The organism is Pantoea piersonii, assembly GCF_003612015.1.
GTDB classification, from domain to species: Bacteria; Pseudomonadota; Gammaproteobacteria; order Enterobacterales; family Enterobacteriaceae; genus Pantoea; species Pantoea piersonii.
In genome coordinates this window covers 54,822-71,604 of sequence record NZ_RARB01000011.1, presented here as the reverse complement: position 1 = coordinate 71,604, position 16,783 = coordinate 54,822, and the positions used below count along the sequence as shown (strand labels likewise).

Genomic DNA, 16,783 nt, shown 5'->3' with positions numbered 1-16,783 from the left:
AGCGGCGATCATCACATGATTCTCGCTCAATATTCGTAACCAGTAAGCGCATACCCTGAATCACTTCAAAGTGTAATTCTCAGGGTACGAATGACTATACCTCGCTCATAGCGGATTAAGTGCACCATGACTTCTGGCGCTCTCACCCATCTCGGAATCCCTCTGGAATTTCATAGGACATATCAGGTATCGCGTTAACGTCACGGCATGACGCTCTGCTCCCCTTGCACTGCCGCCCTTCTGCCAGCCGCTGAGCCAGTTTCAGGTCCCATTGCGCTTGCCTGAACTGTTTCCCTTCTGATCGCCAGAATGCGCGAAATTCAGCAATCTGTGCAGGCTCTGGTATCTTATCAAGCGTCATGCCTGCCTCTGCTGCAATCTGAATCAGGTCTGAAGATGGCTGCCATTCCGGATGCATGGCGAACCTTTCCTGTGGTGCCGGCGAGGCGATATGGCATGTTCGCACGCTAGCTGCCGGGTCATGCAGAGAGACGGGTTTCATGGGGTCCCTTTTCGTTATGCCTGGTGCGTTACTTACAGGCGTTACGTCAGAATGCCTATCACCGTAACGCTGGATATTAGCGTAACGCTGCATATCATCGTTACGCGTAACGCTGCCCGTTACGTTATGCGTTACGTCTCCAGTAACGTTACGGTTGCCCTCGGTAACGGGGTAGTTAACCGCTGAGATCTGTGCCGCCTGAGCACCCTGCTCTGCCTCCGGCCCTTGTGCTGCCTGGGTTTGGCATCTCTCAGCCTCAAAGTTATCCACAGAATCCGGAAAATTCCTCGCGCGCGCGGTGTGTGTGTTTGGTTTTNGCCTGGGTTTGGCATCTCTCAGCCTCAAAGTTATCCACAGAATCCGGAAAATTCCTCGCGCGCGCGGTGTGTGTGTTTGGTTTTAGATCTTCTTTTCTTATCTTATCTAACGTTGCCGTTACGTCACGCGTTACGCTGTCCGTTACGTTACGCGTTACGTTATGGTTTGCCTTCTGACGCTCACGATAGCGACGCTGGCGTTCGGCGTTGGTTGAACCTCGCTGACTTGCCGGCACGTTGTTTTCACAGAATTTTGGCAGGATGACGCAACGGTTTTCCGCATCGAAGATGGCCCACCCTACAGCGGCCATCGCTTCACCGAATCCATCGAATCCTGTCAGGACATCCAGGTAACTGAGATCGGCGTTACGGAACACGCCGTCACTGGTGNGCCCACCCTACAGCGGCCATCGCTTCACCGAATCCATCGAATCCTGTCAGGACATCCAGGTAACTGAGATCGGCGTTACGGAACACGCCGTCACTGGTGTGTTCATTGGCAGCACTCCAGACAAGCAGTAGTGACGTGACCGTAACGCAACGCGTTACGTTACGCATCAGCAACCCAGAGCGTTGTCCGCCGACAGATACGTCAAAACCGGCGCTTCCGTCTGCCGGTTTCTCCAGCAGCGCAGCGATTTCATTCACTTTGGGATGCGACTTCAGCGAGGTACGCATCTTGATCCAATTGTCTGACATAACGGCATCTCTTCGAGCCAATAATCGCTAGACCAATAGTGATGCTAGGGGCAATATTGATATGAATGGACGGCAGGTGCTGTGTGTGGTTCAGGAGGAAATACATCATCTAGCTCTACTTGAGCACCAAATTCTTTCAATGCACGAACCAACATCCTGCACGTCTCAAGATCAGGCTTTCGGCGCTTATTTTCATAATGCCCAATAGCCCCCTGACTGCATCCAATTTTTTGGGCAAGAAGAGCTTGTGACACATTAATTTTTTTCCTGATTTTCCTGAGGTGACACATTGCGAATCTCCTACAGTAAGAAGAGAGAACCGGATAATACAAATCGTATTCATCACAAGCAAGAGGTTAGTACATTTTGTGTGTTGTGACCATTAATACGCTCCGTAATAATCTGCGTATGAACTTTACATGGAATCAACTGGCGAAAGCCAGGATGAAGCAGATAGGCCTGACTCAAGAAAGGCTGGCTGAGGCGCTGGGTAAAACCCAAGGCGCGATTGGCCATTGGTTAAACGGGCGCCGCGAGCCAAGTATTGAAGATATAGCTGCGATGATGAAAGTTTTGGGGCTAAAGGAACTGGTTCTTAGCTCTAATGGGATGGTGATTTTCCCAGATGAGTCCCTTATAAACGTATCAGATCGTTCCCCTCTCGGAGAAGTAAAGAGCTTTCCTGTGATAAGCTGGGTAAGCGCAGGTAATTGGTCGGAAGCTTGCGAACCCTATAACTTAGATGAAGTTCAGGAATGGACACAAACTACAGCTAAAGCAAGCCCAAATAGCTTTTGGCTAACCGTCAAAGGCGACTCAATGACTGCCACGACAGGTTTGAGCATACCTGAAGGAATGAAGATATTGGTAGATCCTGCCGTAGAAGTAACAAACGGAAGGTTGGTCGTTGCTAAACTTGACTCAGAAAATGAAGCTACCTTCAAAAAGTATGTCGTTGACGCTGGACAGCAGTATCTCAAACCTCTCAATCCCAGCTATCACATGATTCCCATTGATGATAAATGCAGAATTATAGGTGTGGTTATCGAAGCGAAACTTGAGGGATTATGACCTCTGACGTAGGTGTGCCTTATACAAAAACCGCACCGTATCTTCGCTAAGCTTTGCCCTCTCCAACTTCTTCGTCGCATCCTATGCTCCACCTGAAATCAATACGTTTAGTACTCCCACTCATTTCTAGCACAATTTGTATTGACCATCGTTAGTACAATTTGTATTTTTAGCCTGTCAATGACAACGAGCGGGAAGCTCTACGGCAGGTGCCGAGAACGCACCGAACCTCAGGTTACTGAGTGCATTGTTGCGACTGTGCAGCCAGTAACTTAACGGGGGATGTATGGCAAATATCAGCTATGGCAGATCTGTTAAACCTGTGGTGAAAGACAACGCCAGAACACGCCGACATATGCGTCGCATGGTTGAGGCGATTGAGTGTCGCAAGATTGAAGAGATTCTGGCTTCTGAGCTGGGATGGGAACCACCAGCACGGGGTACTGAACTCAGCCGGGCGGAAAACCATTGCAGGCGAGTAGCAAGCGATCGCGTCAGTAAGGCAGTGGAGACAGAAACGGAGTATCACAAACAGATTATGAAAGGTGGTTCGTCTTATAGGGAATACCGTTCGAAGCCGCAACACCAGCGCATCGGTAATGAAGCTGGACGCACAATGCATGTGAAACAGAGGCGTCTTCAAAACCAGTATCATTGATTTGAACATAAAAAATATTCTTATTTGAATAACATTACGCATAAAAATCATTGAAGATGGTAAGATCATGCACTCTTCACCACCTTCAAATTAAAGAAAAGAAACCGCTAGGTTATATAATATTCAATTTTAGATAACTCTTTTTCATTATATTCAAATATCTTCTTAGTTATACTTACATCAATAACCATTGCAACTCCTACAGACGCAAGATAAAGCAAGGCCGGGAAAATAACTGAAATTAGCAAGATAATAAAAAAGTAGTTCTTAGAACTGAGGTCTTTTAACTTTTCCACCTTTTCAGGAATTAGCATGTAATCGCAAATACTTTCCTTTGTGGATTTTTTTATACTTTTTATCTTATTAAGCTCATTCACGTCTTTACAGATATCAGGGGTGATACTCCAGGCTTGTGCATCTTGAGGGTTTTGAGCTTTCCCCGGTCGAATCCATATTGTATCTTGACTTGATTGCATGGTCACCTCCATGCTATTCACAGGAAGCTTGTTGAATAAATGCGCAATCCATATAAATGATAGTAAGAAAAAAATGGCAATAGCTATTCCCCCTTTGACTTGTGAAGAAAGTTGCTTGGCTGTCCTTGGCTTAATGTTTTTCTTGTATTTACAGTAACTAAACCTGATTAGAGGGGCGCTAACCCCAAGCTCATCTACAAGAAAACTTTCTTCGGGATAAACTTTATGCACCCAATTCCAAAAGGCTTTAATAGTACTTGCCAACCATTTAAGCATTAAGCCGCCCAGGGCTGTTGCCAGAAAAGTGTTTAATTTATCTATTTCCAAAACATCCTCCAATATGTAATGACTTTCAATGTATCTATCAGCGCGCAAACAACGCAGCAGTTATTAACTAATTATGTAGTTCCATTTCGACATAGTAATTCCCCTTTATACCCAAGGTTAATAGGAGGATACCATCTCGCCTGATGCGGTTAAAAGCAGGCATACGCACCGCCCACTGAGGCGGTTTTTTTACGCCTAAATCCGGAGAATCCTATGCAAAAAGACAAATCGTCATCCGTCCTGACTCAGAAAGAAATGCAGCGCCTCGCCCTTGTTCATGTGCAGGCATATGTGGGTGCCTGCCACTGCCAGACCCGCAGTGATGTGCTTCTGGCGCTGGCGCACTGGCAGAACGTGGGCGATGAGGTCGCTGATTTCATCAGAACCACACGCATCGTCGTCGTCAATGAACATGGCGCCTATGAGTTTTGAGACGTCGTTACGTTAACCCTGCCCGACAGGGCATTCCAATCGACCTGGAGGTCACCATGCAAAACCGTGAAGTTGCAGAAAACGTTATTGAGGCCCTTTTTGATGTGGCTGAAAAACTGTATGCATCAATGGATATGACTGAGGCCTGCTCACAGGAAGGAAAAATCAGCAAAGAAGAGGCCGACGCTTATCGTATGACCCTGATGAGTTTACTGGAAGAGATGGATCAGGCCATCGTCAGCCCGATTTTCGTTATTCATCCTGACTTACGCCCCGCTTGCTGCTGTTGCGGCGAATCCCCGGAAAACCAGGAAGCCCCGCCGCAGTGAGCATTTTAGTGACATCCCTGAACCCAACCGCCCGCTGTGGCGGTTTTTTTATGCCTGAAGGAGGCCTCTGTGGTTATTCAGATCCGTGATGGCCGGTACACCTTTGCCGCCAGCGTATTAAACCGAAGCCGGCAGTTTGTCAGCTTCAGGGAAGGCATTGCCTGGGTGTTTGTGCAGAAGCTCGCCGCTGTCTGCGCCGCTGAGATGAGGTAGCCGTGATGTCCAAACCCAGTGCACCTGACAGGATAATCCGGCGCGCAGAGCAGCAACTCAGACAGTGGCGTGCAGGTCACATTCACGCGAGACGCACATACCGTGACGGATACCTGACGCTGCGCGTCACCCCACACTGGCGCCTGCTTTCCCGGGACAACGGCCTGAGCTGGGAATTACTCAGCCATGCCGACTACAACAACCAGATTTAATCCCCCAGCCTGACAGAGGAACATTTCCCATGATGCAGTCACACATCAGGGGCGATGCCGCTTTTGCTCGCCCCTTTAACGCTATCCGCGACATCGAGTTTGCAGCGGAAAATATCGTCACCGGCGCCAGCTTTTCATCCCAGCCGCCCCCGGCTCTTCCGCCACAGCCACCGCTGCCGCTGTTACAGATTGTCCTGGACCACGTTGTTGAAATTTTGCTTCAGGAGGGCAAGCCATGATGCCTTTTATCCAGCTCGAACGCCGTAAGGAAGCACTGGACGCGGAAGAACAGGCTGCGATTGAAAAAGAACAGTGGATAGAAGATGAGGCAGAGCGTCTGCTGACTTTCTTTCCTGAGCAGCTTTATGCCTTCCGGCACTGGAATGCGCATCCCGAGGTGAAAAACTGCTGCGCCTGTGAGGGCGCAGATGACGCCTACCAGGATTTTATTCTCCGGCTGGCCTATCTCCAGGCGGGGCACAATTACGACCTGCAGGTCGTGCCTGCCCGGGAGGAGCCTGCACCTGAAGCGTCAGCGGGATCTGTAGAAGATCACCGGGGTAATTCAGAGTCGCAGCTACACCCGGAGCGTACACCGGAAAAGTTACTGGCTGATTTCACCGAAGCGGCCATCAACGAGAAGACAGTCGCAGGGCTCGACCGTTGCTACAGATACGCGGCACGCATGCTGGCGGACGAGGCGGACCTGCTCGCTAAAGCCACGGATGTTTATCTGCTGTTCAAAGCGGAGATTGACGAACAGTCCGCGCATGCCGACTCACAGTCATCAGGAGCCGCGTGACATGAAACAGACATCCTCAGACACCAGGCGAAGCCTCTACATGCGGGTCGCCGCCGAGGCGGTCATGGCTGAGCAGGCGGGCAACTGGCAACGTGCTGCGACGCTCTGGACGGAAGCCGCCGGCTATGCCCGCCGGCCGGTGAATATGGCGTGGGCAGAATACCGAGCCGGTTTTTGCTCAGCCCTGCATGCGCGCAGCATGGCAACGGCAGAGGAATGAATACGCTTCACCGCCACCCGGCACCACGCGCTTCGCGTTGTTCGTCAGGCGGAGTGAACCGCCTGAGGCCACAGCTGGCGGCGACACCTGGCCGGGCCGGATGATGACTCATCAGGCCCTTTTTGTATGCATCGTGCCGGTCTGACTGCGGCCGGCCGCCCGGAGAAAACCGATATGGAATTACGTGACGATTCGCTGATTGACATGAAATTTATGATGAGGGATTCTGGCTTTACCGATCGCTACTTCTACAAGCAAATCCAGCAGGGCAAGCTGCCACCGCCCCGAAAATTTGGCCGCGCGTCCCGGTGGGAGTACAGGGAATATCAGCTCTGGAAGCAGTCATTTTCCCGGAAATGAGGCGCGCCAGCGGGCCCGTTTTCTGTGGGCATAACTGCGGGCATAATTTAAGAGTAATCAGACTGACAGGTATTTAAATCAGAAGGTTAATACCGCAGTTCGGTGTTGCGGAAAGATTTCCACTTAATGTATTCGGCGCGGTCAAAGTAGTTGCCGATATCCTTAATGGCTGCCACCTCTTCCATTGACTCTTTCAGGAAGAATTTCGAGCCGGCAGAGCCGATAAACGGCATATGCGCTGCGGCAGACACTTTTGAAATGTTGCGCAGCAGGGCAACATCCTGCGCAGACGCATCGAATTCATAGGCAGAAATCAGCGCAGCGATAGGCTCTCCACCTGGGGTGTCATACTCATCAATATATGTATGTTTATACAGTCCGCTCTGGATGATTTCAGGGCTGTCTTCGAAGTCCTGACGCAGGTCTTCTTTGGACATATCCAGCAGTTCAACCTTCACGTTCTGGCGGAAATCAGTTTTGTCGACCAAGGACTTAACACCACGCCACAGCGACTCCACGGCCTGGAAATCTTCATGATGCATAACCGCATCGAGCTGACGGCTAATCTGGTAGTCCAGCTCGGCGATATGGTGATCGATCAGGGTCTTATCCAGCTTCCTGACGGTTGAACCCGCTTTGCTCAGGCATTCCAGAAAAACCTGCATGCCAGCGGTCAGACGCTCGTCGGCAGTAGCGTCAGACATGGCTTGTGCATCCTGCCAGCTATCCAGCGCGCTCAGCTTTGAGACGGGGTTTAAATTGATTTTCCTGAACAACGAAGCGTAAACGCTGCCCGCTTCCGGACGCTCCTGCATCAGGCTTTCGCTTCCCGCCACATTTTCATTTTGAAGAGTCATAAGCATTCCCTTTAATCCATTAACTCGTTGATGCCCTTAAGCCTTCGGCGCCAGAGCCGATAACTCGCTGCGCAATTCCGCGCTCAGCGCCGGATCGAGCAGAATTTTTTCCAGCTCTTTACGGAAAGCCTGGTTATCCAGCAAATTCGCTTTCAGATCGCGGAGCAGATTACGCATCGCAAGCATCGCTTTAAGCTGTGGGATCTGCCGCGCCACCTGCTCCGGCGTAAAATCTTTCATATCCCGAAAACCCAGGTGGATATTCTCCTCGCTGCCGTCGTTAGCTAGCGTATTCTTAATGGTGAGATTCACTTTTGGAAAATATTCAGAAAGCGCGCTGTTAAAGTTGTTTTTATTTATGTTTATTTTCTTCCGCTCCGATAATGGTGCAGTTTCCTGACCATGACTAAAATCGCCTGCAATCAGTAACTTCAGCGGTAATTCCGTCTTTTTAGTTGCCCCGCCCGTATGGAGATCGAGCTTAAGGTTAATACGAGCTTTAGGCACTTCACTCTGGAAGCTGTCAGCCATTATTCCGTTCCTCATTGAATTGCTATTTGACAGGAGTCGCAATGCTTTTGCAGCCGAGATAATAGAGCAATAAATCTCCAGGAATCAAACCGTCAAACATTTAACCCGTTATTAGAAACTATTAAATGTTTTACACACAAAGTTAATAAAAAGTTATTAGCCCAGAGAGATTGCCTGGCCACTTTTAAACTTCTGCTTAGCGTTTTTACCTGTAAAGAAGACCCTGGCTAAAACCCTGCCGCATCGCGACTTACTTACTGAAATAAATAATAAAAACCCAACATAGAGGTAAGCAGGAACGTCTCACCACTCGTTGCTCACCAGCAGATTTTCTCCAGACAAGATTAAGGAATTCCCTCTTATAAAATAAGCCATAATTTAAAGTTACCTGAATAACCAACTTATTATCAGTCGCATCCGTGATTGACAGAAAGCAATTACAAACGGGAAACCTGTTGCCAAATGACAATCATTTTTCCGTTTCGATATAATAGATATTGCAAAATGAGAATGCAAATTTTCAGACAATGACGACCTCTTTAAGCTCGAGCCGTAATTTGAATGGATATTCTTCTATCCGTAAAATGCTATTATTCCGCATTCATAAAGCAAAGCGAACGAAAGGATAGCGTTAAGGATAAGGGGTATATTTAACCCGCCCAACTTCAGAATATAATGATTCTATACGTTTTTATCTGGCAAGAAGGCTGACAGGTCCTGTTAAGCGTTGAATTAATTTCGCCTTATTTGAACAGAGGTGAAATCAGCTTAAAGGCGACTCTCGACGGGATTGCTCTTCTCAGGCGTTATATCCGCCCTGCACAGGATCCAGAAAGGATAGCGTCCGGCTTACACGCCACGCTGGCTGTTGCGATAGACCGAAGGCGAGACGCCATGTATCTGCCTGAAGCGGTTGCTGAAATGGCTGGGCGAATGGAACCCGCAGCTAAAAGCGATCGCCGTCAGAGAGAGCGAATTGTCCGCCAGCATCTCTTTTGCGCGCTGCATACGACGCCGCATCACATACTGATGCGGCGCTTCGCCCAGCGAATGGCGAAACATGCGCGCAAAGTGAAACTCGCTCAGCGACGCCTGCTGGCTAAGCTGCGCCAGCGTCAGCGGCTGATCAAGATGCGCTTCAATAAAGGCCAGCAGATGACGCAGCACAGCAGGCGCAAGACCGCCCCGCGTCTGCGGCGCGCGCCACTGCACCTCGCTGTAATGCTGCAGCAAATGGGTCAGCAGCAAGGTCGAGGCGCTGCTCAGCATGAGCTGATTGGCGGGCTGCGCCCAGTCGCAGCTGAGCAGAAAATGACGATAGAGCTGCGTAATGCGATCGTCGCTGGCAAACACCTTCTCGTGCAGCTGAAGGTGCGCCGGGCTGCGGTCCCATATCTCTTCCGCCATCTGGCGCAGATGCGCTTCAGTACAATAGAGATGGACGAAAGAGAGATCGGACCGCAGGTCCCAGGTGGACTCCACGCCGGACGGCATCAGGCAGAAGCGATCCGGGCCGCCGCCGTTCCGCCAGCCGTAAGGCGTTTTATGCCAGGTATCGTAGCCGTCGGCGATATAGAGGCTGAGAGTATGGTGATTGCTGAGATTAGTGACCCGATCGCCGCTGTTGAACCAGTGCGCCAGCTGAGTGCCGTCATTAAGCCGGGCGTGATGACGCAGCTGGGCTTTATGGCGTTGCAGCATATCAAAAGTCTGGTAGGTCGGGGTGTTCACGGGCGCTCTCCTGCTGACAGATTCTCAGTGTATGAAGAGCCGCATAAAGAAAACAGCCTTATCAGGCGCGACGGCGAAAAAAGCGCAAGAATTTGCAAGTGCGCCGCAAGTCCATGTAAGCCGTTTTCTCCTTTACTGGCGATACTGCTGCCTCAGCTCAAGGAGGCGTGCCATGAATCTCTGTTTATACCTTTCCGTCGTGCTTATCTGGGGCACCACCTGGATCGCAATTTACGCCCAGCAGGCGGCAAGCAGCGGCAGCGTCGGCGCGGCGGTGTTCTGGCGTTTTATCGTGGCGTCGCTGGTAATGCTGGCTGCGCTGAAGGCGATTAAGCGTTTGCGATCGCTGACGGCGCGCGATCACCTCTTCTGTCTGCTGCAGGGCTGCTGCGTTTTCGGCCTGAATTTCCTCTGCTTTTATTACGCGGCGGCCTGGATCAATAGCGGTCTGGAGTCGGTTATCTTCTCCATGGCGGTGCTTTATAACGCGCTTAACGGCTGGCTTTTTTTCCGGCAGCGCCCTTCCGTGCGTCTGTTGCCAGCTGCAATGCTCGGCATCGGCGGTATAGTCGCGCTTTTCTGGCACGATCTACACGGCAGCGAAGCCTCTGCGCAGCTTTTATGGGGCGTCGGCCTGAGCGCTCTGGGTACGCTGGGATTTTCGCTGGGCAATATGATCAGCCTGCGCCATCAGCGTTTGCAGCTCGATGTGCTGACGACCAACAGCTATGCGATGCTCTATGGCGCGCTGATGATGGCGTTGCTGACGCTATTACAGGGCGAATCGCTGCAGCCAGTCTGGAACCGGCAATGGATGGGCGCTGTCGCCTATCTGGCCATCTTTGGCTCTGTCGTCGGCTTTGGCGCCTACTTCACCCTGGTTGGACGCATCGGTGCCAGTCAGGCTGCCTACAGCACGCTGTTGTTTCCGCTGGTGGCGCTGACGCTCTCAACGATCTATGAAGGATATCAGTGGCAGCTGGAGGGATTTGTGGGATTAGCGATGATTCTGGCGGGCAATCTGGTCATGTTTGCGCGGTTTCCAGCGCGGCGAACGCGCGTCCCTGCGTGAAGCGAAGAGCGGGCTGCTGCCCGCCCCGCTTAGCGTCATGCCCGGCGCTGCACAGGTGTCAGTTGATGGGGCCGATTAATCGCCTTACGCGCTATCCAGTAAAGTAACACGCGCTCATCGTCATTATCCTGGTCGGCCATGGAGAGCAGTTTCAAAGCCAGTGTGGATTTGGTCACAGGCTGCTGCTCATCGCTGAGCTCAATCACTGCCTGACCGATAATGCAGCGGACCTCATCCTCACAGCTAAGGGATTCATATGCTCGGTCTTTCATATTTCCTCCTGTTAAGTGAGCTTTAAGCCTGGCAAATATTCTGCCACTCTGCTGCTGAAACCTGTCGAGAGACACATCTGCTTACGTCAGGTAACCAATGATTATCAGGTTGGCGCATTAGTCATACCTTAGCGAAGCGCAATCTCTGCAGTTCATGCCCTGAAAGCGGCATTTCATGACGCGTTTCCCTCCATTCATGCCTTTTTTTACGCGCGCGCGTAGCCTCGCCCTACTCTGGCGTTAGTTTCCAGATTCCCAGACGGGAGAGAAAAATTATGAAGCAGACAACAGCATCCTCTTATCAACGTACCCGGTGGCTGACCCTGGTCGGCACGGTCATCACCCAGTTCGCGCTGGGCTCAGTCTATACATGGAGCCTGTTTAACGGTCAGCTGGCATCAAAACTCGACGCGTCAGTCAGTCAGGTCGCCTTCTCTTTCGGGCTGCTTAGCCTCGGGCTGGCGGTGGCCTCGTCGCTGGCGGGCAAACTACAGGAACGTTTCGGGGTGCGTCGGGTCGCTATCGGCGCGGGCGTCCTGATGGCAGCCGGTTTCTGGCTGACCGCCCATGCCGATAACCTGATGATGCTCTATCTCAGCGCAGGCGTAATGGTCGGGTTAGCCGATGGCGCTGGCTATTTAATGACGCTGTCGAACTGCGTGAAGTGGTTCCCCGAGCGTAAAGGGGTGATCTCCGCCTGCGCTATCGGCGCTTACGGGCTGGGCAGCCTGGGTTTTAAATTTATCTGTGGCGCGCTGCTGAGCGCGGTCGGTCTGGAGCAGACCTTTATTATCTGGGGCCTGGCGGCGATGAGCATGATTATTCTGGGCGCGCTGCTGATGCGCGATGCGCCTGTTCAGCGCGCAGCGGATCACGCCGCCCGGCAGGCGCGCGACTATACGCTGGCTCAGGCGGTGCGCCTGCCGCAGTACTGGATGCTGGCGCTGATGTTTTTAACCGCCTGCATGAGCGGTCTCTATGTTATTGGCGTCGCGAAAGATATCGGTGAAGGGCTGGTGCATCTTAGCGCGCAAACCGCAGCCAACGCGGTAACGGCGATCGCCATCGCCAATCTGAGTGGACGTCTGGTGCTTGGCGTTCTGTCCGATAAGATGGCGCGGATTCGGGTTATCTCTCTGGCGCAGGTTATTTCGCTGGCGGGAATGGCCATTCTGCTGTTTACCCGCATGAATGAGACCACCTTTTTTGTTTCGCTGGCCTGCGTCGCCTTCAGCTTCGGCGGCACCATTACCGTCTTTCCGTCGCTGGTAAGCGATTTCTTCGGCCTCAATAATCTGACCAAAAACTACGGACTGCTCTACCTGGGCTTTGGCATCGGCAGCGTGCTCGGTTCGCTCATCGCCTCGCTGTTCGGCGGTTTTACCGTCACCTTTAGCCTGATTATGACGCTGCTGGTGATATCGCTGCTGCTGTCGCTGATGATCCGGCTACCGCAGCGCGAACCGCTGACCGAACAGGTGCTGCAGCGCAGTTGACGTTAATGCCGGGCTGAAGCGCAGGGTGCAAAGCCCAGACGTGCAAAGCGGCCCGCGCCAGGGATGGCGCGGGCCGCTTTTGTCTCTTTACGATGGGCCGACCCGTCCGCCCGGTGAATCACAGTCGCTGCGCGTTATCCCGGAAACAGCGGCTCCGCGATGCCCGCAACCTCAACCTCTACCGCGAAAATATCTCCCGACTGCGGATAGCGCGCCAGCTCCTCGGCAGTGCGATCCTCACGCGAGCTGGTGATATAGAGCGTCTTCAGGTCAGCGCCGCCAAAGGCGACCATCGTCGGCCAGCGCACCGGCAAAGCAATCTCATCCACAATCTGCGCGCTGACGGGATCGATACGCACGATGCGTCCGCCATCGAACTGTGCAGACCAGTAAAAACCTTCGCTGTCGACTGCCGCGCCGTCCGGCAAACCGCCGTCGGCGTCAAACTGACGGAAAAGCTCCCGCGCGCCCGGCTCACCGTTTTCATCCAGCGGATAGCGGTAGAGCACTTCGTTCGGCGTATCGCTGTGGTACATCCAGCGGCGGTCGGGCGAAAAGGCAATGCCGTTGGAGATTTTGATATCGCGCGCTTTGACCTCCAGCTGCAGCGACGGCGTCACGCGGCAGAGCAGCGCGCCATCCTTGTCCTGCGGCTCCCACAGGCTGCCGCACCAGAAATTGCCCCAGGGATCGACGCGCCCGTCGTTGAAGCGGCTTTTCGCCGCCTCGCCAGGGTTATCCGCAATCTTACGCTGCGGCCTGCCCTGCTCGTCCAGCAGCCAGACACCGCTGCGCAACGCGGCGATCAGCCCGCCCTGTTCGCGCAGGCCGATACAGCCGACCTCTTCCTGCTGCGGAAAGCTCTCCAGCGCGCCGCTGCGCGGATCGAAGCGGTGAATCGCGGGCGCCAGAATATCAACGCACCACAACACCTGTTCGCGCGTCGACCAGGTGGGGCACTCCCCCAGCTCCGCCTGCAACGCCAGTACATTTTTTACTTCGCGCTCCATAATTGTTCCTTTTTATTTGGCATCAACATACTTTAGCCTGAATTCGATACTCCGGGTGGGAAGGTCGCGCTTGCTTTTCAGAATTATCTTGCCGATAATCTTTTTTATTCAGCCTGTTCCGATAGGCTTATTTAAAGCGTCTCGGCCTACTGCTGTTAATGAAATATTCTGAAATATCTCTCTAAATAACTCTACATTCGCTGCATCATCACTCCACTATTCCGGCGTAATGTCATACCTATCGGAAAAGAGGAGAGCTTCCTGTGAAAAAAATCGTTAAAGTTGCAACCGTTTTTGCCGTTATCTCTATGCTGAGCGGATGTATTATCGACAGAGGACATGGCGGCGGCTGGCACCACGGCGGCGGTCATGGCTGGCACCATTACCGCTAAGGGCAAAGATTTCACACAGCAAAAAATAAAAAAAGGGCGGGATATTACCCGCCCATTTCATTATTTTATCGTTTAGCTTTTTATTGCGTAGTTACACTGGAACCAACTGGTTTTCAGCCCCGGAATATGACTGTCTTTTGGCGTCAGCGCCTCAACTTTATCAAATCCTTTCCTGCTGCAATAATCCGCCAGATCCAGCTCCATCGCATCTTTGTTTAATTTTTGCGGATCGTAACGGTACTGTACGGTATTTGCGCTTGGATCTTCATCGACGCGTTCAAAACCTCCCGGCTTGCTGACGCTACAGCCGGTCAGCAATAACAGCGCTATCGCGCTGGCGATAATAGATTTCATCTTTCTTCCTCACATTGCTGCCGCAGTTTAAGCCGCGTCGCTTACGTCGGCTATCGGAAAACTGCCCAACATAAATTATTTTTCTAAGTTTCTACCGATTAAATTGATACAACCAAACGGTTATTACTATCAATCAAAGCGTGCGATGATGCATTCAGACAAAACAGCGTCTGCACCACACCAGGTGATACTCAAGAAGACATTCAGATTGATTTTAGGCCCGCGCTGAGCGGGCTTTTTTTCGCCCCTCAGCCAGAGAGAGCCACCATTCTACGCAACAGATTCGCGGCGCGTTTGTCCGGCAATGCGAGAATAGCGCTGTAGAGATCGATCGACATCGCGCACATAGACGAACGATCGACCGCCGTATCGGCGGGCATATTGAGCTGCTGCAGCTTGTCGCCCCATTTTTTATAGAGCGTCGCCACGATACGCTGCAAATCCTGCTGCGCCTGCGGCTGATCCACGGGCAAATCCGCGCCGCGGCTGGCCAGCAACAGCTGCTCCGTCGCCGCTGCGTCCTGAGCGTTAAGCGCAGGCGGCAGCGTCTTCACCAGGTTGATTCCGCCGCTGACCTGCGGATAGAGAAAACGAAAGCAGAGCTGCGGATCGTGGCGGCCCAGCGCCTGCATCTCATTTACCGAGACGCGAATATAGCTGACCACGGCCCCGTCCGGGGCGCGCATCAGACGCTGGTTAATGATATCGGCCAGCCAGCCGCGCAGCTCGCCCGTCGCCTGCTGCGGTGATTCTCCGAGGCGCAGCTTGTGCTGTAGCTCCTGCACCAGCAGCTGCCACAGCGCAGGCTCCTGGGTTTGCAGTACGCGATAGCCCGGCGTTTGCGCCAGGTAATCTATCGCCGCCTGCCGCTGTGCGGCGCGCTGCTGCTGCGGCTTCAGCCAGCTAAACCAGAGCAGATTCGCCAGCAAAAGCGGCAGCAGGAAAAGCACGACGCCCTGCCAGGCACGCAGCCGGGTGGTTTTTATCAGGACAACGATGATAAGCGCCAGCAGCGCAAAGGCTGCCAGCGTGACGATCCACAGCGAGGTCATGCGAAGTTGCTCAATCCTTACGAACGTCGATTAATACCGGACAGTGGGCGCGCTCGATAACCGCCGCGCTTACCGATCCTTTTAACAGTCGATTAAAAGAGGAGAGATGACGGCGTCCCATGATGATCATCTGCGCATCAAGCTGCTGCGACTGGGCGACGATAGTATCCGCCGCTTCGCCGGCGACAATCAGCCCGCGCGCGTCGACGCCGGCGCGCAGCAGCGGCGCCAGCGCATGGCGCACCACCAGCTCGGCGGTATTCTGCTCATCCTGCGCCACGGCGAAATCTTCCGGATCTTCTCCGGCGGTGATATCTATCGGCTGGTTGCAAGAGGAGTAAGCAGGATCGACACAGCACAGCACCACAACCTGCGCTTTGTGCGCCAGCGCCTCTTCTATCGCCGTCGCGATCACCTTCTCGGCGACCGGCGAATTATCAACAGCCATCAGCAGTGTTTTCATCAGAGTTTATCCTTCAACAGCGGCGATTTTGCCGATTTCGCGTATCAGCGCCTCTTTGCATTTGAGCATCTCTTCACGGTAAGCCTCTTCATTTTTCTGAAAACGCGCCGTCGGCACCAGCAGAGAGACAGAAAAACGGCCAAACAGCGTATCCAGCGCCACCGCCATAGTGGAGATGCCTTCAAGCGTTTCGCCGCGATCGTAAGAGATGCCGGTTTTACGCACCTCATTAATAAGCGTCAGCAGCTGCGGCAGCGTTTTTACGGTTTTATCCGTCAGCTCGCGCCAGGCTTCACCCACCATTACGCGTACGTCGTCGTCGCACTCCAGCGCCAGCAGTGCGCGGCCGCCCGAAGTGCTGTAAAGCGGCAGGTTCAGCCCCATGCGCGGCACCACGCGTAATTCGCGCGACGCCACCACATAGTGAATGATAGTCAGTTGGGTGCCGCTGGCGCGCGACAGCGAGACCGTTTCATTGGTCGCCGCGCACAGCGCTTCCAGCTTGGGCCGCACCAGATCAACGACGTCAGTATGAACGCTTGAGATAAGTTTCAGCAGCGCCGGGCCAAGGCGCAAGCCGCCCGCGCCGCTGCTGCGCACCAGCTGGGCGCTGTCGAGCGCGGCGATGATGCGCTGCACCGTAGAGCGCGGCAGATCCACCGCCTGCGCGATTTCGCCAAGACTCATGCCGCCGGGATGCTCTCCCAGCGCGTTGAGGATTTTTGCCGCGCGCGCGATGACCTGAATACCGCCCGATTTTTCATCTTCGCGGCTGGATGGAAGTTTTGCCATGGGTCGTCCTTTTCAGCTGCCTTACTCTACCGCGAAAAAGGCACAATTTACAGCATGTACCACATTGCAATACAGCATATCGGAATGTAAGATCGCGCCCTGTATCACATCGCAATACACTGCATCATAATAACGAGAAGCCT

General features: G+C 53.0%; 25 protein-coding genes and 1 pseudogene. 14 read left to right on the top strand and 12 right to left on the bottom strand.

What is annotated here, in order from left to right:
* Nucleotides 1-142: 142 nt before the first annotated feature.
* Nucleotides 143-418, bottom strand: coding sequence for a DnaT-like ssDNA-binding domain-containing protein (locus D7S44_RS21325; RefSeq protein WP_120458219.1), 276 nt, complete (start codon nucleotides 416-418; stop codon nucleotides 143-145).
* 135 nt (nucleotides 419-553) lie between these two features.
* Between D7S44_RS21325 and D7S44_RS24045 the strand changes: the two genes are divergently transcribed.
* A complete protein-coding gene (locus tag D7S44_RS24045) occupies nucleotides 554-688 on the top strand; it encodes a hypothetical protein (protein WP_272867892.1) in 135 nt (44 codons plus the stop codon).
* A gap of 874 nt (nucleotides 689-1,562) precedes the next feature.
* On the opposite strand, the gene D7S44_RS21315 is transcribed toward D7S44_RS24045, so the two are convergent.
* The gene (locus D7S44_RS21315) at nucleotides 1,563-1,808 is read right to left on the bottom strand and encodes a helix-turn-helix transcriptional regulator (protein WP_120458217.1); all 246 of its coding nucleotides are present in this window, start codon (nucleotides 1,806-1,808) and stop codon (nucleotides 1,563-1,565) included.
* 118 nt (nucleotides 1,809-1,926) lie between these two features.
* Between D7S44_RS21315 and D7S44_RS21310 the strand changes: the two genes are divergently transcribed.
* Both D7S44_RS21310 and D7S44_RS23385 read left to right on the top strand, forming a co-directional pair.
* Nucleotides 1,927-2,589: a LexA family protein gene (locus tag D7S44_RS21310; protein ID WP_120458216.1), complete on the top strand. Its 663-nt coding sequence runs from the start codon at nucleotides 1,927-1,929 to the stop codon at nucleotides 2,587-2,589.
* A 286-nt stretch (nucleotides 2,590-2,875) separates the two neighbouring features.
* A complete protein-coding gene (locus D7S44_RS23385; RefSeq protein ID WP_147402122.1) occupies nucleotides 2,876-3,247 on the top strand; it encodes a hypothetical protein in 372 nt (123 codons plus the stop codon).
* A 107-nt stretch (nucleotides 3,248-3,354) separates the two neighbouring features.
* Here D7S44_RS23385 and D7S44_RS21305 read toward each other — a convergent pair whose 3' ends face one another.
* The gene (locus tag D7S44_RS21305; RefSeq protein WP_147402121.1) at nucleotides 3,355-4,050 is read right to left on the bottom strand and encodes a hypothetical protein; all 696 of its coding nucleotides are present in this window, start codon (nucleotides 4,048-4,050) and stop codon (nucleotides 3,355-3,357) included.
* Between the two features lie 213 nt (nucleotides 4,051-4,263).
* On the opposite strand from D7S44_RS21305, the gene D7S44_RS21300 reads away from it, so the two are divergent.
* The 8 genes from D7S44_RS21300 to D7S44_RS21270 all read left to right on the top strand — a co-directional run bounded on the left by D7S44_RS21300 (nucleotide 4,264) and on the right by D7S44_RS21270 (nucleotide 6,618).
* Nucleotides 4,264-4,482 (top strand): hypothetical protein, encoded by a 219-nt coding sequence (locus D7S44_RS21300; RefSeq protein ID WP_120458214.1) that lies wholly within the window; start codon nucleotides 4,264-4,266, stop codon nucleotides 4,480-4,482.
* 56 nt (nucleotides 4,483-4,538) lie between these two features.
* A complete protein-coding gene (locus D7S44_RS21295) occupies nucleotides 4,539-4,811 on the top strand; it encodes a hypothetical protein (protein WP_120458213.1) in 273 nt (90 codons plus the stop codon).
* 69 nt (nucleotides 4,812-4,880) lie between these two features.
* The gene (locus tag D7S44_RS23565) at nucleotides 4,881-5,024 is read left to right on the top strand and encodes a hypothetical protein (RefSeq protein WP_158591285.1); all 144 of its coding nucleotides are present in this window, start codon (nucleotides 4,881-4,883) and stop codon (nucleotides 5,022-5,024) included.
* 5 nt (nucleotides 5,025-5,029) lie between these two features.
* The gene (locus D7S44_RS24150; RefSeq protein WP_120458212.1) at nucleotides 5,030-5,236 is read left to right on the top strand and encodes a ParE family toxin-like protein; all 207 of its coding nucleotides are present in this window, start codon (nucleotides 5,030-5,032) and stop codon (nucleotides 5,234-5,236) included.
* Between the two features lie 29 nt (nucleotides 5,237-5,265).
* Nucleotides 5,266-5,475 (top strand): hypothetical protein, encoded by a 210-nt coding sequence (locus tag D7S44_RS21285; protein WP_120458211.1) that lies wholly within the window; start codon nucleotides 5,266-5,268, stop codon nucleotides 5,473-5,475.
* Nucleotides 5,472-6,038, top strand: coding sequence for a host nuclease inhibitor GamL (gene gamL / locus D7S44_RS23930; protein WP_240629510.1), 567 nt, complete (start codon nucleotides 5,472-5,474; stop codon nucleotides 6,036-6,038). The genes D7S44_RS21285 and gamL overlap by 4 nt, the downstream gene beginning before the upstream one ends.
* A gap of 1 nt (nucleotide 6,039) precedes the next feature.
* Nucleotides 6,040-6,258: an ANR family transcriptional regulator gene (locus D7S44_RS21275; RefSeq protein ID WP_120458210.1), complete on the top strand. Its 219-nt coding sequence runs from the start codon at nucleotides 6,040-6,042 to the stop codon at nucleotides 6,256-6,258.
* A 174-nt stretch (nucleotides 6,259-6,432) separates the two neighbouring features.
* Nucleotides 6,433-6,618: a helix-turn-helix transcriptional regulator gene (locus D7S44_RS21270; RefSeq protein ID WP_120458226.1), complete on the top strand. Its 186-nt coding sequence runs from the start codon at nucleotides 6,433-6,435 to the stop codon at nucleotides 6,616-6,618.
* Between the two features lie 98 nt (nucleotides 6,619-6,716).
* On the opposite strand, the pseudogene D7S44_RS21265 reads toward D7S44_RS21270, so the two are convergent.
* The 3 genes and pseudogenes from D7S44_RS21265 to D7S44_RS21255 all read right to left on the bottom strand — a co-directional run.
* Nucleotides 6,717-7,481: pseudogene (locus D7S44_RS21265) on the bottom strand (type VI secretion system contractile sheath domain-containing protein); the annotation flags it as partial.
* Between the two features lie 30 nt (nucleotides 7,482-7,511).
* A complete protein-coding gene (tssB, locus tag D7S44_RS21260; protein WP_120458209.1) occupies nucleotides 7,512-8,006 on the bottom strand; it encodes a type VI secretion system contractile sheath small subunit in 495 nt (164 codons plus the stop codon).
* An 849-nt stretch (nucleotides 8,007-8,855) separates the two neighbouring features.
* Entirely contained in the window at nucleotides 8,856-9,707 is an 852-nt protein-coding gene (locus tag D7S44_RS21255; protein ID WP_120458225.1) for a helix-turn-helix domain-containing protein, read from the bottom strand.
* Between the two features lie 202 nt (nucleotides 9,708-9,909).
* Here D7S44_RS21255 and D7S44_RS21250 point away from each other — a divergent pair, with 202 nt between their 5' ends.
* The gene (locus D7S44_RS21250) at nucleotides 9,910-10,809 is read left to right on the top strand and encodes a DMT family transporter (RefSeq protein WP_120458208.1); all 900 of its coding nucleotides are present in this window, start codon (nucleotides 9,910-9,912) and stop codon (nucleotides 10,807-10,809) included.
* A 35-nt stretch (nucleotides 10,810-10,844) separates the two neighbouring features.
* Here D7S44_RS21250 and D7S44_RS21245 read toward each other — a convergent pair whose 3' ends face one another.
* On the bottom strand, nucleotides 10,845-11,081 hold the full coding sequence (locus tag D7S44_RS21245) for a hypothetical protein (protein WP_084882889.1): 237 nt from the start codon (nucleotides 11,079-11,081) through the stop codon (nucleotides 10,845-10,847).
* A gap of 275 nt (nucleotides 11,082-11,356) precedes the next feature.
* On the opposite strand from D7S44_RS21245, the gene D7S44_RS21240 reads away from it, so the two are divergent.
* Nucleotides 11,357-12,577 (top strand): L-lactate MFS transporter, encoded by a 1,221-nt coding sequence (locus tag D7S44_RS21240; protein ID WP_120458207.1) that lies wholly within the window; start codon nucleotides 11,357-11,359, stop codon nucleotides 12,575-12,577.
* Nucleotides 12,578-12,711: 134 nt separating this feature from the next.
* On the opposite strand, the gene D7S44_RS21235 is transcribed toward D7S44_RS21240, so the two are convergent.
* Entirely contained in the window at nucleotides 12,712-13,587 is an 876-nt protein-coding gene (locus tag D7S44_RS21235) for an SMP-30/gluconolactonase/LRE family protein (protein ID WP_120458206.1), read from the bottom strand.
* Nucleotides 13,588-13,850: 263 nt separating this feature from the next.
* Between D7S44_RS21235 and D7S44_RS24040 the strand changes: the two genes are divergently transcribed.
* Nucleotides 13,851-13,979, top strand: coding sequence for a hypothetical protein (locus tag D7S44_RS24040; RefSeq protein ID WP_257026225.1), 129 nt, complete (start codon nucleotides 13,851-13,853; stop codon nucleotides 13,977-13,979).
* A 72-nt stretch (nucleotides 13,980-14,051) separates the two neighbouring features.
* On the opposite strand, the gene D7S44_RS21230 is transcribed toward D7S44_RS24040, so the two are convergent.
* From D7S44_RS21230 to D7S44_RS21215, 4 genes are all read right to left on the bottom strand, one after another.
* Complete coding sequence (locus D7S44_RS21230) at nucleotides 14,052-14,333, bottom strand: outer membrane protein assembly factor BamD (RefSeq protein ID WP_120458205.1); 282 nt, start codon at nucleotides 14,331-14,333, stop codon at nucleotides 14,052-14,054.
* Nucleotides 14,334-14,581: 248 nt separating this feature from the next.
* Nucleotides 14,582-15,385 carry a hypothetical protein gene (locus tag D7S44_RS21225; RefSeq protein ID WP_120458204.1) on the bottom strand — a complete coding sequence of 268 codons (804 nt, stop codon included), beginning with the start codon at nucleotides 15,383-15,385 and terminating at the stop codon, nucleotides 14,582-14,584.
* A 10-nt stretch (nucleotides 15,386-15,395) separates the two neighbouring features.
* Nucleotides 15,396-15,848, bottom strand: a complete 453-nt coding sequence (locus tag D7S44_RS21220) for a universal stress protein (protein ID WP_120458203.1) — start codon at nucleotides 15,846-15,848, stop codon at nucleotides 15,396-15,398.
* Between the two features lie 6 nt (nucleotides 15,849-15,854).
* Nucleotides 15,855-16,640, bottom strand: a complete 786-nt coding sequence (locus tag D7S44_RS21215) for an IclR family transcriptional regulator (protein ID WP_120458202.1) — start codon at nucleotides 16,638-16,640, stop codon at nucleotides 15,855-15,857.
* Nucleotides 16,641-16,783: the final 143 nt, after the last annotated feature.

What these genes read in the sequence shown, in the direction of transcription:
- D7S44_RS21325 (WP_120458219.1), bottom strand. Translation starts at nt 418, where the DNA reads ATGCATCCGGAATGGCAGCCATCTTCAGACCTGATTCAGATTGCAGCA.
- D7S44_RS24045 (WP_272867892.1), top strand. Translation starts at nt 554, where the DNA reads ATGCCTATCACCGTAACGCTGGATATTAGCGTAACGCTGCATATCATC.
- D7S44_RS21315 (WP_120458217.1), bottom strand. Translation starts at nt 1,808, where the DNA reads ATGTGTCACCTCAGGAAAATCAGGAAAAAAATTAATGTGTCACAAGCT.
- D7S44_RS21310 (WP_120458216.1), top strand. Translation starts at nt 1,927, where the DNA reads ATGAACTTTACATGGAATCAACTGGCGAAAGCCAGGATGAAGCAGATA.
- D7S44_RS23385 (WP_147402122.1), top strand. Translation starts at nt 2,876, where the DNA reads ATGGCAAATATCAGCTATGGCAGATCTGTTAAACCTGTGGTGAAAGAC.
- D7S44_RS21300 (WP_120458214.1), top strand. Translation starts at nt 4,264, where the DNA reads ATGCAAAAAGACAAATCGTCATCCGTCCTGACTCAGAAAGAAATGCAG.
- D7S44_RS21295 (WP_120458213.1), top strand. Translation starts at nt 4,539, where the DNA reads ATGCAAAACCGTGAAGTTGCAGAAAACGTTATTGAGGCCCTTTTTGAT.
- D7S44_RS24150 (WP_120458212.1), top strand. Translation starts at nt 5,030, where the DNA reads ATGTCCAAACCCAGTGCACCTGACAGGATAATCCGGCGCGCAGAGCAG.
- D7S44_RS21285 (WP_120458211.1), top strand. Translation starts at nt 5,266, where the DNA reads ATGATGCAGTCACACATCAGGGGCGATGCCGCTTTTGCTCGCCCCTTT.
- gamL (WP_240629510.1), top strand. Translation starts at nt 5,472, where the DNA reads ATGATGCCTTTTATCCAGCTCGAACGCCGTAAGGAAGCACTGGACGCG.
- D7S44_RS21275 (WP_120458210.1), top strand. Translation starts at nt 6,040, where the DNA reads ATGAAACAGACATCCTCAGACACCAGGCGAAGCCTCTACATGCGGGTC.
- D7S44_RS21270 (WP_120458226.1), top strand. Translation starts at nt 6,433, where the DNA reads ATGGAATTACGTGACGATTCGCTGATTGACATGAAATTTATGATGAGG.
- tssB (WP_120458209.1), bottom strand. Translation starts at nt 8,006, where the DNA reads ATGGCTGACAGCTTCCAGAGTGAAGTGCCTAAAGCTCGTATTAACCTT.
- D7S44_RS21255 (WP_120458225.1), bottom strand. Translation starts at nt 9,707, where the DNA reads ATGCTGCAACGCCATAAAGCCCAGCTGCGTCATCACGCCCGGCTTAAT.
- D7S44_RS21250 (WP_120458208.1), top strand. Translation starts at nt 9,910, where the DNA reads ATGAATCTCTGTTTATACCTTTCCGTCGTGCTTATCTGGGGCACCACC.
- D7S44_RS21245 (WP_084882889.1), bottom strand. Translation starts at nt 11,081, where the DNA reads ATGAAAGACCGAGCATATGAATCCCTTAGCTGTGAGGATGAGGTCCGC.
- D7S44_RS21240 (WP_120458207.1), top strand. Translation starts at nt 11,357, where the DNA reads ATGAAGCAGACAACAGCATCCTCTTATCAACGTACCCGGTGGCTGACC.
- D7S44_RS21235 (WP_120458206.1), bottom strand. Translation starts at nt 13,587, where the DNA reads ATGGAGCGCGAAGTAAAAAATGTACTGGCGTTGCAGGCGGAGCTGGGG.
- D7S44_RS21230 (WP_120458205.1), bottom strand. Translation starts at nt 14,333, where the DNA reads ATGAAATCTATTATCGCCAGCGCGATAGCGCTGTTATTGCTGACCGGC.
- D7S44_RS21225 (WP_120458204.1), bottom strand. Translation starts at nt 15,385, where the DNA reads ATGACCTCGCTGTGGATCGTCACGCTGGCAGCCTTTGCGCTGCTGGCG.
- D7S44_RS21220 (WP_120458203.1), bottom strand. Translation starts at nt 15,848, where the DNA reads ATGAAAACACTGCTGATGGCTGTTGATAATTCGCCGGTCGCCGAGAAG.
- D7S44_RS21215 (WP_120458202.1), bottom strand. Translation starts at nt 16,640, where the DNA reads ATGGCAAAACTTCCATCCAGCCGCGAAGATGAAAAATCGGGCGGTATT.